Origin of the sequence: Parabacteroides sp. CT06 (genome assembly GCF_002257605.1) — a bacterium.
GTDB classification, from domain to species: Bacteria; Bacteroidota; Bacteroidia; order Bacteroidales; family Tannerellaceae; genus Parabacteroides; species Parabacteroides distasonis.
The window spans coordinates 2,185,778-2,203,307 of sequence record NZ_CP022754.1 but is presented as its reverse complement, the minus strand read 5'-3'; the positions used below and the strand labels follow the sequence as shown (position 1 = coordinate 2,203,307).

Here is a 17,530-nt window from a genome sequence, read left to right as displayed (position 1 = left end):
TTTATAGCCAGATGACAATACTGAAGTTTCCACCCCCTCCGAGGGTCGATTGAGGACTTGTCGTTTGTTCGAGACTACCCTTTAAACGAAATCCCGCTGATAAGGCGGAATGAATGGGATGCCGATATTCCATTTCCGTACCGATACCCAGACGGGTTGCCGTGCGAGCAATAAAATCCTCGTTCACTTTTTGCATGTTCTGCTCTAGCTTGATTTCTGCTGAGCCATTCTCATCCTTCTGCGTTTCCTTCTCCCATTTGATCTCGGTACCATAGCCCGATACGATATACACGGACGGGCGGATACTTAGCTTGTTTTCTTTAGGTAGGCGGATTTGTCGAAAAAACGCAATCTCTCCGTGGAAGAGCCCTGTATATTGTTTGACCGTAAAAGGATATATGTAGAAATCATTTTCCAAACGATTCCATCCGACAGTCATTTGCCATGTGGATGCCTTTCCGCCCGAAGTATCATTCTTTGTCGCCTCGTAACTTAGTTGGGTAGATAACATCCGTTGCCTTGCTAGGCGATAGGTGGCGAATGTAGTCCATATGGCAGACGAGCTTGTGGTGGGATTCCGTTGTAATATGCGGTTGGCCGTAGTTTGGTTGAATCGGGCTGTGGGCGACCAGATATGCGTCCGCGATTTATTCGTTCGGGTAAAACGACCTTGGTAACTGATTTGATGCAGCCGTTCTTCCCAGCCTCTCAAGTTGCCGGAGTTATTTGGATTGTCCGCTAATTGCTGGGTCTCGTAGAAGAGATCATGGAAAAGACTCCAATGCTCTTTTAGGGTTTCCGTTTGCAAGGAAACACCTAGGCGTTTTCCTTGGCTGCGAAACAGGAAACTTCCCGATAATTCTTGCATCGGAAGCCAATAACCCAGAGGAAATGTATAAAGTTTATCTTTACTATCCGTATCATACGTTAATTCCTCTGTACGATGGGTATAATGGATCGAGGCTCCAAAGCGTCTGCGTACTTGTTCGTAAACGATACCTCCTGATATCCGGATTAAGTGTGCCATCCCATGGTAGATATGGTAAGAGGAGCGATCTTCGTTGCTTGTAGCTGTATAGTCTCCATCTATCCCGACCTTGATTTTCGGGGATAAGACGTAAGCCGCTTGTCCATAGATCCTGTATTTCTCGATGCGTTGTGGCTCTCCCAAGGAATCGCCGGCCGTAATCAGATAGTCCGGTTGCGATAATAAATTCCATTTTCTCCCTTCCAGTAGGCTTTGCGACCAATCGATACCACCCGCCAGCCAAAGCAGACCCAGCTTTCGGTTACCGGATACATAAGCCCTATAGGTCTGTGTTTGATCCGGCTGGTCGCTGGCAGGTAAGGCAGCTTGATGGATCAAATAACTTAAACCAGCTTCCATAGCGCTGCCCTTAGGCACATAGCTGATGCTGACAGGATTGGCGGATAAAGCCCATGCGCTCTCTTGTTGAGCCCATGACCGTGAGGCATAGACAGATAGTGATATCATATATAGAATGATAGTGATCTTCATAGAGGCTTACCGTTTTAAGGAAGGTGGAGTTTTCTCGAAATCCTCGGCGGTGTTATTGGAATCTTTCCAGCGGAAGCGTTTCCCCTCTTGCTCATATTTCCGACGCATTGCCAGGCCGGAACCGCCGGACGTGGCTATACCCGGACTCACATCCATAGAAGATGGGATACGTGTGTAAGCTACCGTAGAGGTTGAAGAGACGAAATTCGCGATATCCAGCACCCAATCAGCGGGTATATGGAGGTATTTTAGCGTATTGAAACTCTCTGGTTCTTTTTGGATGTGATCCGGATTGGCGATCCATTCTCTTAAGTCCGTTTTGGGACGGAACAAGAGGATCGTCGGGCCGTTCATGGAAAACAGATAGGAGAAACCGGTGCCACGCCATACCAAGTTTAGAGGTTTTACACCGGCGGAGATTTGGCTTCCGGTCAAGATAGGATCCCAAAAAGCCCATTCCACGCTGGATAAATCGAGCGAGGCCGGAACTCCCACTTCGCTATTGGTATGGTTTATGGCGTTAATCGCTATTGTTTGTCGCTCCCCCGGTTGAATGGGATATTCGGTTCCCGTTCCCGGAAACTCCCAGCACATCATGAATAAAGGTATTTCTTTCATATCGGTATGGAGCATCCATCCGGAAGGCTTTGTCACGCTTACGGGTCCTGCTTGTGCGATACATAGGCCATCTAGGAAAATCAAGTCATCGGAGTTATTGACCAACGTGAGGTATTGATCTTTGTTATAGACATTTTTCCCGTCAGGCCAGAGACAACCGCTGAAATAAATCTCGCTAATCAGTAGACGGCCTCGTTCGGACACTTCCAAAGGTATTTCCACGGATCGTTCTTCTCCATTGGCCTCGAACTGGATATTGGAGAGGCTACCACTCAATATATAATCCCTGTTGCCAGTCGTGGTTTCCTGATTTGCGGAGATTGCGCATATGCCAGCGGTTAGTTCAAATAGAGCTAGTCCATTTGTGTCGGTGGTCGTGGTGTAGACACAGCCTATACTTTGATTGATTAGTGTGACCGGGATATTCGCCAAGGAGATATCTACGTATCCGGAAGGTTTCTTCAATTGGATATGGATACTCCCCGTTTTGAAATACTCATTCTCGCATCCTGCCAGAAAACACAGACAGAGCAGGTGGGTGAGGAGAGAAAAATGTTTGTCTATCATGAATATGAGGCATTGTGCTTAATAATTGTAGACAAATATATGTGATTTTTTTATATTTCCATTTAGGAGCTAAAAACATTAACATGTGTTCTTCTTATTTCGGTAGCTTCAGCACGAACCGGATCAAGGCCACGAACACCTTCCCATACCGGTCCAGCTTGATTTGCCCCACGCCCCGGATGTCGCTGAACTGGTCCAAGGTGACCGGTTTCTTCTCCACCATGTCTTCCAAAGAATCGTCGGAGAAGATGATATAAGCCGGCGTATGCTCTCGCTCGGCGATTTGCTTGCGAAGTTGGCGGAGGGAGTCCAGCAAGGTCTCGTCCGTAGAGGCGGACCGGATCGGCCGGATCGGCTGGGCCTTGAAGGAGGATTTCCGCTCGCCTCTCCGGACGGGGCGTGTCAGCTCATCCGGTTCCCGATAGATGACGAGCTGGGCCTTTTGCTCCCCGTACAGGACACGCCTGCCTAGCGGGGTCATCCGCAAGACACGCTCGGCGGCGTAGTCGATCTCCATGTACCCGAGTTGGATCATCTGGTAAATGTACTCCTTCCATTCTTTATAAGAGAGATCCCGTCCGGCTCCGTACGTCTTTAGCTTATCGTATCCTCTCTCCAGCAGCTCCGCGCGGGCGGAGGCACGGAGTATGTCGATCAGCATCTGCATGCCCACGTGCTCGCCGGTCCGGATAACGGCGCTCAGCGCCTTTTGTATCAAGACACTGCCGTCGAAACGTTGCGGAGGGTTCTTGCACACGTCGCAGTTGCCGCAATCATGGTCCGCCTCCTCGCCGAAGTAACTGAGCAGGACACGGCGGCGGCACATATCGGACTCGCAATACCGTCTCATCCGGTTTAGCTTCTCCAAGTTCACCTCGCTTTGGCCACTCTCCTCGGCGAAACGGCGAAGTACGATCAAGTCGCTCAAGGAATAGAACAGGAGGGCATCGCTTTTCATCCCGTCCCTTCCGGCACGGCCGATCTCTTGGTAGTAGTTCTCGATACTCCCCGGCATGCTGTAATGCACGACCCAGCGGACATTGCTCTTGTCGATACCCATCCCGAAAGCTACCGTGGCGCACACCACGTCCACCCGGTCGTTGATGAAATCGTTTTGGGCCTGTTCCCGTTGGGCGGGCAGGAGGCCGGCGTGGTAGGCGATCGCCTTGATATTATACATCGCCAACTCATCGGCCAGCTCGGTCGTATCGTTGCGGCGCATGCAATAGATGATACCGCTCTGCTCCCGGTGCCCCCGGATGAAATGGACGATGGCGGCGATCTTCTCTTTCTTGTTAAGCCCTCGGCGTACCGTGAGGGAGATGTTCGGGCGGTCGAACGATGATATGAACGTTTGGGGCGTACGAAGCCGTAACTGCTCTAGGATATCCTTCCGGGTGATTTTATCGGCGGTAGCGGTCAGGGCCACGACCGGGACTTTCGGGAAACGTTCCTTCAATATCGCCAGTTGCGTGTATTCCGGACGGAAGTCATGTCCCCAATGCGATACGCAATGTGCCTCGTCGATAGCGATGAGCGAGATGTCCAGCCGGGGCAGGAACCAGTCCGCCTCCATCTTGATCCGTTCCGGGGAGATATACAATAATTTGATCTTGCCCTGCACGCAAAGTTGCTTCACCTGTTGTTGCTCCTCTTCCGGCATCATACTGTTCAACGCCGCCGCAGGGATGCCGTTGGCGATCAACCCCTCTACTTGATCCTTCATCAAGGCGATCAAGGGGGACACCACCAAAGCCGTACCCGGCAGATAGATAGCCGGTAGCTGAAAACAGATCGACTTGCCTCCACCCGTGGGCATCAGCACCAACGAGTCCTCTTTCTGTAAGATACGCTGTATGATGTCCGCCTGCAAGGGACGGAAGGAGGTATATCCGAAGAACTTTTTCAGTAGTAGTAATAATTCTTTCATATCGCTTTACGGGCATAAAAAGCGCAAAGATAGTTTATATCATAAAGTTTTACTACCTTTGCCCACATTATTTACATAACGAGCCGTGATGGCTCACCCTATTTTAGAATGACATTTGAAGATTTAGATTTGATAGAGCCGATACGTAAGGCTCTCGTGCAAGAAGGTTATACGACTCCAACACCTATACAATCAGAAGCGATTCCCATCGTTTCGCAAGGTTATGATTTATTGGGTTGCGCCCAGACAGGAACCGGTAAGACGGCGGCCTTCTCCATCCCGATTATCCAGCGGTTATATCTCCAGAAGAAGAAAGGTTACAAACGGGGTATCAAGGCATTGATCCTTACGCCTACCCGTGAGCTTGCCATCCAGATCGGAGAGAGCTTTGCCGCTTACGGCCGTTTCGCTGGATTACGCCATACGGTGATATTCGGGGGAGTAGGGCAAAAGCCCCAGACGGAAGCCTTGGAAAGAGGCATCGATATATTAATCGCTACGCCGGGACGTCTGCTGGACTTGATTGGACAAGGATTCATCCACTTGGATACCTTGGAGTATTTCGTCTTAGACGAAGCGGACCGTATGTTGGACATGGGCTTTATCCATGACATCAAGCGTATTTTACCGCTATTGCCCAAGAAACGCCAGTCCTTGTTCTTCTCCGCTACCATGCCCCCTGAGATCGAGCGCTTGGCAGGTACGATCTTGAGCGAGCCGCAAAAGGTGGAAGTAACCCCGGCCTCATCGACCGTGGACGCGATCGACCAATCCGTTTATTTCGTCGAGAAGGCCGAGAAGATCAACTTGCTGAAAAGCTTGTTGGAGAACCCGGAACTGGAATCCGTATTGATCTTTACCCGTACGAAACACGGGGCGGACAAGGTGGCCCGTGTCTTGTCGAAAGCGGAGATAGGGGCGGAGGCGATCCATGGCAACAAGAGCCAGACTGCCCGCCAGCGTGCCTTGACGAATTTCAAGGATCATACGACCCGTGTGCTGATCGCTACGGATATCGCCGCCCGTGGAATCGACGTGGATCATCTGACACACGTCATTAACTATGAGCTTCCTAACGTACCCGAGACTTATGTACATCGGATCGGGCGTACGGGTCGTGCGGGCCGTGAAGGTGTGGCGTTCTCTTTCTGCGACGCCGAGGAGGTACCTTTGTTGAAAGATATCCAGAAACTGATCGGCAAGGAAGTCCCCATAGCCGGTGGCCATATGTATGAGACCAAGGAGGTGAAAGCCGCCGTAGCCGAGAAGAAAGAAGCGATCAAGCAAGAGTCGAAACGCCGTAATATGTTCGGAAGCAAACGTGACGGTAGTTACTGGCGTAACAAGAAGCGTGCCGCCAATTCTTCTAAGTAATCTAAGTTGTTGTATTGTAACGACGTATAGTGTCAGTCCTTTCCATAGCATTGGCACAGTCGTGCCACGCCGGTGGCATAGCAGTGCCACAAGGATAGCAAGGGCGTGCCACAAGGATGGCACAGCTATGCCACCCGTATGGCATCCGGTTCGTCACCTAAGTATCCAAACAGTCCGCTTTAGCGAGCTGTTTGGCGCTATTACCCTATACTTTCTTTTAAAATGAGGTAATCTCTGGAATATTTCATTATTTTTGTGATTCAATTGTGAGTGAAACTTAAGGGTTGACGTTTGTGCTGATTGTAAAGGAGGACATAATATCTCGGATCAATAATGGCGATGCCAAAGCATTTGAACAATTATATACGACCTTCTACGTGTACTTGTGCGCCGTAGCGACTAAATATGTCTATAATTCGGAGGCGGCACGTGAGATCGTTAATGATGTTTTTATGAATGTATGGAATCACCATTCGGCGTTAATACATCCGGTAAACGCTTATTTAATTCGCTCGGTACGTAATTATTGCCTGAATTATTTAAGAGATAAACGTCAGCAAGAAGTCCCTTTATCAGATGTACAAGAAAGCTTATTGTCGATACAAGAGTTGCAAATCGACGCGGACCCCCATCCGTTGGCTTATCTGGAGAATAAGGAATTCGAGGAGAAAATCTATCGTGCCGTGGATTCCTTGCCCGCTAAATGCCGGGATATCTTCGTGCAATATCTTTACCATAACAAGACCTATGAGGAAATAGCGATAACAAATCATATCAGTTCCAGTACGGTACGAGTACAGATCAAGATCGGTTTGGCGAAGTTGCGTGAACTTTTAGGCGATCTTTACCCTCTTTTCTTACTTATATTTAATTTTTTCGAAAAATAATTGGAATCTCCTTAAACGGAATCTCTAAAACAGGTGTATATAATAGAAACCGGGTTGAAAACCGGCTCCTTTGTTAATATCATGGAAATAGAGAATAAACACATAGAAGATTTAATTTATAGCTACCTCATGGGAGATATATCCGAGGAGGGGCGAAATGAATTACTACAATGGTTGGAAACGGATGACGCTCATAAACAGTGCCTTTCCGAGATGGCAGATTGTTGGGCGACGGCGCATGTACCTTTGTTTGCCTCTGATATGAAAGCCGATTTCCAAAAACATTTCGGGGCACTTATCGATCCCGCTATTCCTTCTGAAAAGAATCATTGGCTAAATTTTCGGTTTTTAGGAAAAGTTGCCGCCTCGGTCTTGATCGTGGTATCGGTGGGAACTGCCTCTTATTATATAGGTACGAGACATAATCAGCCGAAATCTGCCGCCTTGGCTTATTTTGAGACGACAACTCCTATGGGAGCCCAAACGAAAGTCGTTTTGCCGGATCAATCCGTGGTTTGGGTCAACGCAGGTTCCACGTTGAGATATGGCAGTGATTTCAATACGAACGGACGTAGCGTACAATTGGATGGTGAGGCTTACTTCGAGATTACCCGGGATTCCCTTAAGCCTTTTATCGTAAAATCAAAGAAGTTGGATATCAAGGTTCTAGGAACTAGATTTAACGTAAAGGCTTACGGAATGGATGAAATGACCGATGTCACTCTGGTGTCGGGAAAAGTAAACGTGAGCTTGCGGGATGAGGTTGCCCATGCGGGCGATGTGACCTTGACTCCAAACCGGAAACTAAGCTTTAATAAGCAGACCAATAAGGTAAGAGTCAGTGAGGTGGATGCCAAGGATGCTCTCTCTTGGATGGACGGTAGCCTGAAATTCTCCGAGCAACCTTTCATGAGTATCGCCAAGGATTTGGAACGTAAGTTCAACGTGCGTATTCGTGTCGAGAGCGATCTTTTGAGAAAGGAAATCTTCTCCGGTAGCTTTACGAAAGATTATTCGTTGGATAAGATCCTTCGTGAGGTGGACGTGGATCATAAATATGTGTGGACTCGTTCGGGAGATGAGATTATTATAAAAGATAAGTAAAAACAAAAATACAAACCTTAATCCTAAGGTGTAAGTGTGGAAAATAGTATAAACGAGAAAATTATTTATTAAATCTAACTTTAATGGAAATGAACTATTTCAAGAAGACCGGTAAGATGATGGTAGCCGCATGTATGCTTGCGGGACTGCCGTTTATTCCCGGTACGGTTTCAGCGTCCGAACTTCAGACACAAATGATGTCTGTTCAAATGGAAAGTACGACATTAAAAGAACTTTTCGATTTGATCGAGGAAAAATTCAATTACACGTTCCTTATCCGTAACAATGACATCAATCTGAATGAGCGTATCTCAATCGACATGTCGAACCGCTCGGTCGAGGAGATTTTGACGACGGCGCTGAAAAATCAGCATGCTGATTTTGTTGTAAACAACAATAGGATTGTTGTTTACAAGTCATCTTCTAATCCAAATGAATTGAGAAACACGGAGAGAATGGTGGCGCAGCAGACGATTACGATTTCAGGTACCATTGTTGACGCGGTGACGGGTGAGCCGGTAATCGGCGCGAACGTGCTTGTGAAAGGCACTACGAACGGTACCAGTACCGATTTCGATGGAAAGTTTAGTTTGGAAGCTCCGGCCGGAGCTACTTTGGTCGTTTCTTACATCGGTTATGTGAACCATGAGGTTAAAGCGACTAGTGCTCCGATGACTATCCGTATCAAGGAAGACACTCAGAACCTTGAGGAGGTGGTTGTTGTTGGTTACGGCGTGCAAAAAAAGGAAAGCTTGACGGGTGCCATGCAGGTGGTGAGCAACGAGAAATTGTTGGATGCCACTAGCCCTACGGTCGAGAACTTATTGTCTGGTAAGGCTCCGGGCGTGCAGGTTACTTCGGGTGGTGGTCAGCCGGGCGCTGCCGGTAAGGTGGTGATCCGTGGTAAGTCTACGGTAAACGGTAGCACGGACCCTCTTTGGATCGTGGATGGCGTAATCGTCGGTACGGATGCGGGTAGCTTGAACCCGGCTGATATCGAATCCATGTCTATCTTGAAGGATGCCGCTTCAACCGCTATCTATGGTTCTCAAGGAGCGAACGGTGTTATCGTGGTGACTACGAAGAAAGGTAAGATCGGAAAAGCTACGATCAACGCTTCCGTAAAGATGGGTGTGAACCAGTTGCACCGTGGAAACATGAATATGATGAACGGCGAGGAATTATATGATTATTATAAATCTTTCGCTAATCAAGACGCCCTTCCGAGTTATTTTACGGAGGATTTGCGCAACCGTAACTTCGACTGGTGGAAAGAGGGTACGCATCTGGGCTTCGCTCAAGACTATAACGTATCTGTTTCCGGTGGCTCAGAGAAGATCAAGACGTATACATCCGTTGGTTACTATAATGAGGATGGTGCCGTGAAAGGATATGACTACAAGCGTTATAACTTGCGTTTCAATGTGGATTACCAAGCGACGGATTGGTTGACTATCAAACCTAAAGTATGGGCTACCCGTAGCGACGTGATGGACCAGCAGCAAGATCTAGGCGCTATCATGTACGTTAATTTCCCTTGGGACTCCCCGTATGACGAGAATGGCGACTTGATCCAGCAATACAGGCCGACCGATTGGGTGAATAGCGATGCTACAAATTACTTGTATGACCTGCAATGGAATTATGAGAAGAAAACTTCCTATGAGTTTATGGGAAACTTTGACTTCGATATCAAGTTTACCGATTGGTTGACTTTTGCGTCCGTGAATAGCTATAAATATAATAACATTCTTTTCAAAGGCTATAACGATCCTCGCTCTAAGGCAGGAGAGGCCGACAATGGATTGTTGCAAGATAAGACCACAACTTCTTATCGGGTATATAGCAACCAATTGCTTCGTTTTAATAAGGTGTTCGATAAACATTCCATCAATGCGATATTGGCTTATGAGTGGAACTCTTATACCCGGGAAATCAAGGATCAGACAGCGGCTAGTTTCGCTCCGGGTTTCTCCGTGGCAGATGTAGCGACAACTCCTAAGACAATAAAAGGATCGCAAGAGGAATGGGCTGTACAATCCTATTTGTTCAATGCCAATTATGCGTATGACAATCGTTATTTATTGTCTTTCTCTTTCCGCCGAGATGGTGCCTCAAACTTTGGTGAGGATGCTAAATATGGTAATTTCTTCTCTGTTAGTGGTGGTTGGAATATCCATCAGGAGGAATTTTTCAAGGCAAAGGATTGGGTACAGCAATTGAAGTTGCGCGCTAGCTATGGTTCTGTAGGTAATCGTCCTACTGAGCTGTATTCGCAGTATACTTTGTATGCTATGTCTACGGGATACAACGGTGATCCGGGTGCGGTAATTGCTCAAAAAGAAAATAAGAACTTGACATGGGAGAAAACCTATACGGCGGGTGTAGGTATCGACGCTATCTTGTTCGATCGTCTGACTATTAATTTGGATTATTACAATAAGAAAACAACCGATTTGCTTTATAAAGTGCCTCTGCCCGGTGTGACAGGTATCACGGGTATCTATCGTAACGTTGGTTCTGTTAAGAATAATGGTTTCGAGGTTTCATTAGGTGTGGACATCTTGAAAGGTGGTGATTGGAATTGGAGCGTTGCCGCTAACTTGGGCTTGAACCGTAATAAGATCACAGAATTGTATGGTGGTAAGAGCGAGATTATTACTGCCAACGCAGGAACAAGCTATTACATCTATATGGATAAGATCTTGACTCCGGGTCAGGATGTGGATACTTGGTATGGAACTGAATGGGCTGGCGTAGATCCGCAAACAGGAGCTCCGTTGTGGTATACAACAAATGAGAAAGGAGAACGCATAACAACTTCTGATTATAGCGAGGCTTCCAAGCACCAGACTATATTAGGAAAATTAAGCCCTGACTTCTACGGTGGTTTCTCTACAAATCTATCTTGGAAGAATATCGATTTATCCGCAGTCTTCGGTTATTCGGTAGGAGGTGAGATTTACAATTATGACCGTTCTATGTATGATAGTGATGGTGCTTATGTAAACTATAATCAAATGAATTTAAGGGATGATTGGAATCGCTGGGAAAAACCGGGCGATATCGCTACCCATCCAAAAGCTGAATATGGTAATAAGAGCCAATCCAGCAAGGGATCTTCCCGTTACTTGGAGGATGCGAGCTATTTACGTTTGCGTAGCTTGACATTAGGCTATACGTTACCTTGGAAGATCCAATATGTAGACAATGTCCGTCTTTCTTTCTCGGGTGAGAACTTGTTTGTTCTTTCGGGTTTCTCTGGAGTGGATCCGGAACTTCCTGCTGAGGTAGGAAGCCAATACAAGGCTGGTTCGGTTGGTGTGGCCATTTCTCCGTACCCACAAGCCCGTAAATTTATGTTTGGTTTAAATGTTACATTTTAATTAAAGGAATAAGAATGAAAAAAATAGCTATAGTGGCTCTTGCGGCAGCGGCCACATTTATAACAAGCTGTGATATCGAACGTATGCCTTATGATAAGTATACGGAGGACAAGATCATGGAAGATAAGGATGCTGCGGTTGATGTCTTATTAAACGGTTGCTACGCTAAATTGAAAACTGCATCTGAGCATTTACACTATTGTGGAGAGTTCCCCGGGGATAACGTTTGCAAGGATAAGCCGACCACAAATCCATTCGGTACTTACTTTACTTATCAGCATACCGTTAATAATGGTGGGCTTTCTACGGTTTGGAACAGTGCTTATAATATCATCTCGCAGACAAGTTCTTTAATGAAGATGATCAATGAGAATGAATCTCCAGAGTTGAACCAAAAGTTGGGTGAGGCCTATTATATGCGTGGCATGATGTATTTTTATCTGTGTCGTGTGTTTGGCCGTCCTTATTATCAAGAACCGGAGAAGAATCTGGGTGTACCTATTGTGAATGGTATGCCTGAGGATATGGATAACCTGGATCTTCCGGATCGTTCTTCCGTGAAAGATACGTATGAGCAAGTTCTGTCTGACTTGAAAAAGGCAGAAGAGTTGATGTCTGATTTTAAGTCGCCCGCCTATGCCTCAAAGTATGCGGCTCAAGCCTTGTTGGCCAAGGTTTATATGTATATGAGTGGTACTTTTGAGAATCCGAATAAGGAATACGCTCAATTATCTTATAATTATGCGAATGAGGTAATCGAGAGTAATCAATTCTCCTTATTGAGTCGTTCGACGTTTATGACATATAATGAGCTTGCTCCGGATGCGGCTTCTCAAACGGAGACTATTTTTGCCGTGAAATTCATTGCTTCGGATTGGGATGATTGGGGTAGCCCGTTAGGTAGTATGTATGCGGAGATTGATGGTCAAGGCTGGGGTGAGGTATACGCTAGCGCTAAATACATGGATTTGCTGCATGAGACAGGTAAAAATACGGATGCCCGCGAGGCTTTTATCCATCCACAATATAAGAAGAATGATGCGGGAGATCAAATTCCGGCTTTCCGTTTCGTCGCTAACTTGTATACGGACGGAAAGATTTCCGGTTATGTATATCGTCAGGGTGAGACAAAGGAAGTAGGTGGTAAGTTAATCGCTACCGTGGATGATGAAGAGTACACATTAACTCCCGTAGATGTGGATAATAAACGTTATTCTATTAGTTATAAGGGAAAAACTTATGTCGGTGATTATGATTACCTGATGTTAGAAAGCCAAGGTAATCCGAAATTCTATAGTTATAAATGCTCTAAGCAAGAAGGTTATCCCCACCTTTATTCACCGGTTATCTCTCGCTTAGGTGAGTTATACCTGATTCGCGCCGAGGCTAGCGCTAAATTAGGAAACTATACAAAAGCATTAGCCGATTTGAATACCGTTCGTACCCGTTCCTTACCTAACGCCGGATATAAATCTTTGGATGCGACAAACGCTCATGAGCTTATCATGAAAGAACGTCAGTTGGAATTAGCTTATGAGGCTGACCGTGGTTTTGATGTATATCGTGTAGGCGATACGATGAAACGTCATTACCCGGGATTCCATGACGGCGTGCCTGAATATCCTGCTACCAGCCCGTTGGCTATCCAGTATATTCCGCAGTCTGAGATTAACGCTTATCCGGGTACATTAACTCAGAATCCGTAATAAGCGATGAATAAGTATTGTATAATGAGTGTGTTGGCAGGGTTTTCCTTGCCAACAACTTTAATAGCTCAATCAGCTCCCCGGCAACCTAACGTGGTGATCATCGTGGCCGATGATCTCGGGTATGGTGATCTAAGCTGTTACGGGGCTCATCGCATACAGACTCCGGGAATGGATCGTATCGCAAATGAAGGCATACGCTTTACGCAAGGTTATTGTACGGCGGCTACTTCTACCCCCAGCCGGTATTCCTTGCTTACCGGATTATATCCTTGGACAAATAGGGATGCCAAAATACTTCCCGGCAATGCGGCTCTGATTATCAATACTCAACAGGTTACCTTGCCGAAGGTGATGAAGCAAGCGGGCTATGTCACCGGCTCGGTCGGCAAATGGCATCTAGGATTAGGTGACGGGGTGGTAGACTGGAACCAGCTGGTTTATCCCGGAGCGAAAGAGATCGGTTACGACTATTCTTTTATCCAAGCTGCTACTAATGACCGGGTTCCCTGTATCTTTATCGAGAATGGGAGAGGTGTAAACCTCGATCCGAACGATCCTCTCTATGTCAGTTATAAGGAGAATTTCCCCGGGGAACCGACTGGGAAGGATAATCCTGAATTACTGAGAATGCTCCCGAGTGTCGGGCATGCCGGCGCTATCGTAAACGGTGTACCTCGAATTGGTTTCCAGAAAGGAGGCAAGACCGCCCAATGGAAAGATGAGGATATGGCAGAGTTGTTCCTTGAGAAGGCGAAAGGTTTTATGAAAGAGAATAAGGATAAACCTTTCTTCCTGTACTATGGCTTGCATCAACCGCATGTACCTCGTGTTCCGAACGAGAGATTCGCGGGTAAGTCGGGGATGGGACCTCGTGGAGATGTTATCTTGGAAGCGGATTGGTGCGTGACCGAATTCTTGAAGGAAATGGATAAGTTGGGGCTAACGGAAAATACGTTAGTTGTTTTCACTAGCGATAACGGACCGGTTCTGGATGACGGTTATCAAGATCAAGCCGTGGAATTGGTAGGGGATCATAAGATGGCCGGACCGCTTCGTGGAGGAAAGACGAGCTTGTATGATGGTGGGACCTGTATCCCGTTCATGCTTCGTTGGCCTGCGGAAGTTAAGCCGGGCGCTGTGTCGGATGCCTTGGTTTGCCAGATGGATTTGTTAGCCTCGCTGTCGGCGTTGATCGGACAGACCTATTCTGATAAGGTAGATAGCCAAAACACCTTGCCTGTCTTTCTAGGAAAAGGTGGTAATGGGCGAAAGGAACTTGTCTTGGAAGGTTATTTCAATTATGCGCTACGTGATGGTGATTGGGTCATGATCCCGCCGTATCCGGATACCTATGGTGACGCGGAGGAGGCTGCCTTTGCCGGAAATAGTAACTGTTATCAATTATATAATGTAAAGGAAGACATCGGTCAGCAAGTTAATTTGGCGGAAAAAGAACCTAAAAGACTTCGACAGATGATGATGACCTTCGAGAGGCTAAAAAGGGAAACCGGAAAGATAACGAACTTTTAGTCTTGGACTCTTTATTTTTTCAAAATACTCAATAACGTTTTGATTGAAAAAATATTTTTTTAATTTTGTATCCTCAAAACACAAACTAATTTATAAAATATATGGAAAACACTCGTCGTTCATTCCTTAAGAAAGTATCTGCCGCTGGTATTGGTGCCGCAGGCTTGGCAATGGCTGGAAACGCCGGAGCTACAACAACTGCCGCTGAACCCCAAAAGAAAAAAACAGCCGGTAAAGATGATGGTAAATTACGTTTCGGTTTCATCGGAACGGGTTCTAGATGCCATGAGCATATTAATAATGTATTGGCGATCCCCGGTAATAAGATCGTAGCGATTTGCGATATCCAACAGGGCCCGATCGATAGTACCTTGAAACATATCGCTAAATTTAATGTCCCTGCTCCGAAAGTTTACAAAGGGGGTGAACGTGAATTTGAGAATATGTTGAACAACGAGGAGTTTGATTGCGTGATCATCGCAAGTCCTTGGGAATGGCACGTACCGATGTCTGTCGCCGCTATGAAGGCTGGTGTTCCTTATGTAGGCGTGGAGGTTTCTGCGGCTAACACGTTAGAGGAGTGCTGGGATTTGGTAAATGTTTCGGAAGCAACCGGAAGCCATTTGAATATCATGGAGAACGTATGTTATCGTCGTGACTGTATGGCTGCGTTGAATATGGTCCGCCAAGGTTTGTTCGGCGAGATCTTGCATGGTGGTTGTGGTTATGAGCATGACTTGCGTGAGGTGAAATTCAACGATGGAACTCATTACAACTATGTACCGGGCAGTGGTGATCTTCGTATGGGTCCGACGGCTTTCGCCGAGGCTCAATGGCGTACGAACCATTCCGTACATCGTAATGGCGATATCTATCCGACTCACGGTATCGGACCGATAGCTCATTGTATGGATATCAATCGTGGTAACCGTTTCCTTTCTTTATCCGCTATGGCTACTCAATCTCGTGGATTGCATAAGTTTATCGTGGATAATGGGGGTGAGAATCATCCGTTGGCGAAGGTCAACTTCAATTTGGGAGATATCGTGACTTCTATGATTAAGTGTTCTAATGGACAAACGATTATCGTAACCCATGATACCAATTCTCCTCGCCCTTATTCATTAGGTTTCCGTGTTCAGGGAACTGAGGGTTTATGGATGAACGATGGCGATCATGTATATGTACAAGGAAAGTCTAAGCCTCATCGTTGGGATGATTCCGATGAATGGTTCAAGAAATATGATCATAAATTGTGGGCTTCCTTAGAGTCTCAAGCTGCTGAGGCCGGACACGGTGGTATGGACTATATCATGATGTACGACTTGATCGACGCTATCCGTAATAAGAAACCGGCTCCAATGGACTGCTATGACGCTGCCGCTTGGAGCGCTATCTCCGGCTTGTCGGAGATGTCAATCGCTCGTGGCGGTGCTTTGGTAGACTTCCCGGATTTCACCCGTGGGCAATGGATTCACCGTCAACCGCAATTCGCTTTGTAATAGATTTTCATAAAATACTAGGGAAGGATGTCTTTGTTAAAGGCATCCTTTTCTTTTTTATATACATTTTTCTTGTCTCTTCGAGTATTATGATTATTTTTGTCACTCAAGTTAATCTATTCTATCTAAATTTTAAATTCGTACTATGAAGACAAACAGAAGAGACTTCCTGAAGACTCTTGGAGGAATCGCGGCATTTACGATTGTACCGCGCCACGTGTTGGGTAATGGATTCATCGCTCCAAGTGATCAATTAACAAAAGGAATTATCGGTACAGGTGGTATGGGCCGTGGACATGTGGACTATGCTGGGACTCGTCTTGTCGCTGTGTGTGACGTCGATAAGAATCATCTGGAGCTAGGTAAACAGTTGGTAAAGGATAAGATTGCCGCATACCATGATTTTCGTGATTTGATTCTAGATCCCAATGTAGATATCGTTCATATAGCTACGCCTCCTCACTGGCATGGTATCATGTCTGTCGAGGCCGCTAAAGCAGGAAAAGATATTTGGTGTGAGAAGCCTATGACCCGTACGATCGGGGAGGGTAAACGGGTAATGGAAGCGATGAAGCAATACGGACGTATGTTCCGCTTGAACACTTGGTTCCGTTTCGCTGACCCGTTCTATGGACTGGGCACTCCAGTGAAACCTTTGAAGAAACTGGTTCAAAGTGGTATGTTGGGCTGGCCGCTAAAGGTAACGATCAGCAAGCATACCGGTTTCGACTGGAAGTTCTATTGGGTTGGTAAAGAATATCTGGAACCACAATCGGTGCCTAGTGAGCTGGATTATGATTTCTGGTTGGGTCCGGCTCCTTACAAACCTTATAACCCGCATCGTGTGCATCAGACATTCCGTGGATACTGGGATTATGACGGCGGTGGTTTAGGGGATATGGGACAGCATTATATTGACCCTGTACAATATTTTTTAGGAAAAGATAATACCAGCCCGGTTAAGGTAGAGGTGGATGCTCCGCAACAACATCCGGACGCCGTGGGTACTTGGCGCTCGATTACGTATACCTATGAGGATGGTTGCCAGATCGTACTTTGGGGAGGTGATTACGGGGATCCGAACACACCTTATATTTCCGGACCAAACGGGAATGTTTATAAGAATTTCGTATGTGATATCCCGGATTGGGAGAAAAAGTTATCCGATTATCCCGAACCTGAGCCACAGGTTACCGACTTTATCGAGTGCGTAAAGACTCGTCAGCCTTTTGCCTTGAATGAACGTAATGGTTTCCGTTCCGCTACGATCGTGAATATGGGTGCCGTAGCCCTTCGTTTGAATCGTACGCTTCACTTTGATCCCGTAAAACTGGAATTTATTAATGATGAGGCCGCTAATCGTTTGTTGGATCAGCCGATGAGAGCACCTTGGAATATTTAAAC

11 protein-coding genes are annotated in these 17,530 nt (G+C 46.4%); 8 read left to right on the top strand and 3 right to left on the bottom strand.

Features of this window, described 5'->3' with window-relative positions; all coding sequences use genetic code 11:
* Position 1 precedes the first annotated feature (1 nt).
* From CI960_RS09540 to recQ, 3 genes are all read right to left on the bottom strand, one after another.
* Positions 2-1,519 (bottom strand): DUF6850 family outer membrane beta-barrel protein, encoded by a 1,518-nt coding sequence (locus tag CI960_RS09540; RefSeq protein ID WP_005856807.1) that lies wholly within the window; start codon positions 1,517-1,519, stop codon positions 2-4.
* A 6-nt stretch (positions 1,520-1,525) separates the two neighbouring features.
* Positions 1,526-2,704 carry a DUF4876 domain-containing protein gene (locus CI960_RS09535; RefSeq protein WP_005856809.1) on the bottom strand — a complete coding sequence of 393 codons (1,179 nt, stop codon included), beginning with the start codon at positions 2,702-2,704 and terminating at the stop codon, positions 1,526-1,528.
* A gap of 94 nt (positions 2,705-2,798) precedes the next feature.
* Positions 2,799-4,634, bottom strand: a complete 1,836-nt coding sequence (gene recQ / locus CI960_RS09530; protein ID WP_005856811.1) for a DNA helicase RecQ — start codon at positions 4,632-4,634, stop codon at positions 2,799-2,801.
* Positions 4,635-4,742: 108 nt separating this feature from the next.
* Between recQ and CI960_RS09525 the strand changes: the two genes are divergently transcribed.
* The 8 genes from CI960_RS09525 to CI960_RS09490 all read left to right on the top strand — a co-directional run bounded on the left by CI960_RS09525 (position 4,743) and on the right by CI960_RS09490 (position 17,528).
* A complete protein-coding gene (locus CI960_RS09525) occupies positions 4,743-6,008 on the top strand; it encodes a DEAD/DEAH box helicase (RefSeq protein ID WP_005856813.1) in 1,266 nt (421 codons plus the stop codon).
* 284 nt (positions 6,009-6,292) lie between these two features.
* Positions 6,293-6,895 (top strand): RNA polymerase sigma-70 factor, encoded by a 603-nt coding sequence (locus tag CI960_RS09520; protein WP_008780573.1) that lies wholly within the window; start codon positions 6,293-6,295, stop codon positions 6,893-6,895.
* An 81-nt stretch (positions 6,896-6,976) separates the two neighbouring features.
* Positions 6,977-7,999, top strand: coding sequence for a FecR family protein (locus CI960_RS09515; protein WP_008780574.1), 1,023 nt, complete (start codon positions 6,977-6,979; stop codon positions 7,997-7,999).
* Positions 8,000-8,082: 83 nt separating this feature from the next.
* Positions 8,083-11,385 carry a SusC/RagA family TonB-linked outer membrane protein gene (locus tag CI960_RS09510; RefSeq protein WP_005856819.1) on the top strand — a complete coding sequence of 1,101 codons (3,303 nt, stop codon included), beginning with the start codon at positions 8,083-8,085 and terminating at the stop codon, positions 11,383-11,385.
* A gap of 14 nt (positions 11,386-11,399) precedes the next feature.
* A complete protein-coding gene (locus CI960_RS09505; protein ID WP_005856821.1) occupies positions 11,400-13,091 on the top strand; it encodes a RagB/SusD family nutrient uptake outer membrane protein in 1,692 nt (563 codons plus the stop codon).
* A gap of 6 nt (positions 13,092-13,097) precedes the next feature.
* Positions 13,098-14,624, top strand: coding sequence for an arylsulfatase (locus tag CI960_RS09500; RefSeq protein ID WP_009017476.1), 1,527 nt, complete (start codon positions 13,098-13,100; stop codon positions 14,622-14,624).
* Between the two features lie 101 nt (positions 14,625-14,725).
* Positions 14,726-16,126, top strand: coding sequence for a Gfo/Idh/MocA family protein (locus CI960_RS09495; protein ID WP_005856826.1), 1,401 nt, complete (start codon positions 14,726-14,728; stop codon positions 16,124-16,126).
* A 145-nt stretch (positions 16,127-16,271) separates the two neighbouring features.
* The gene (locus tag CI960_RS09490; protein WP_005856828.1) at positions 16,272-17,528 is read left to right on the top strand and encodes a Gfo/Idh/MocA family oxidoreductase; all 1,257 of its coding nucleotides are present in this window, start codon (positions 16,272-16,274) and stop codon (positions 17,526-17,528) included.
* The last annotated feature ends 2 nt before the right edge of the window (positions 17,529-17,530 follow it).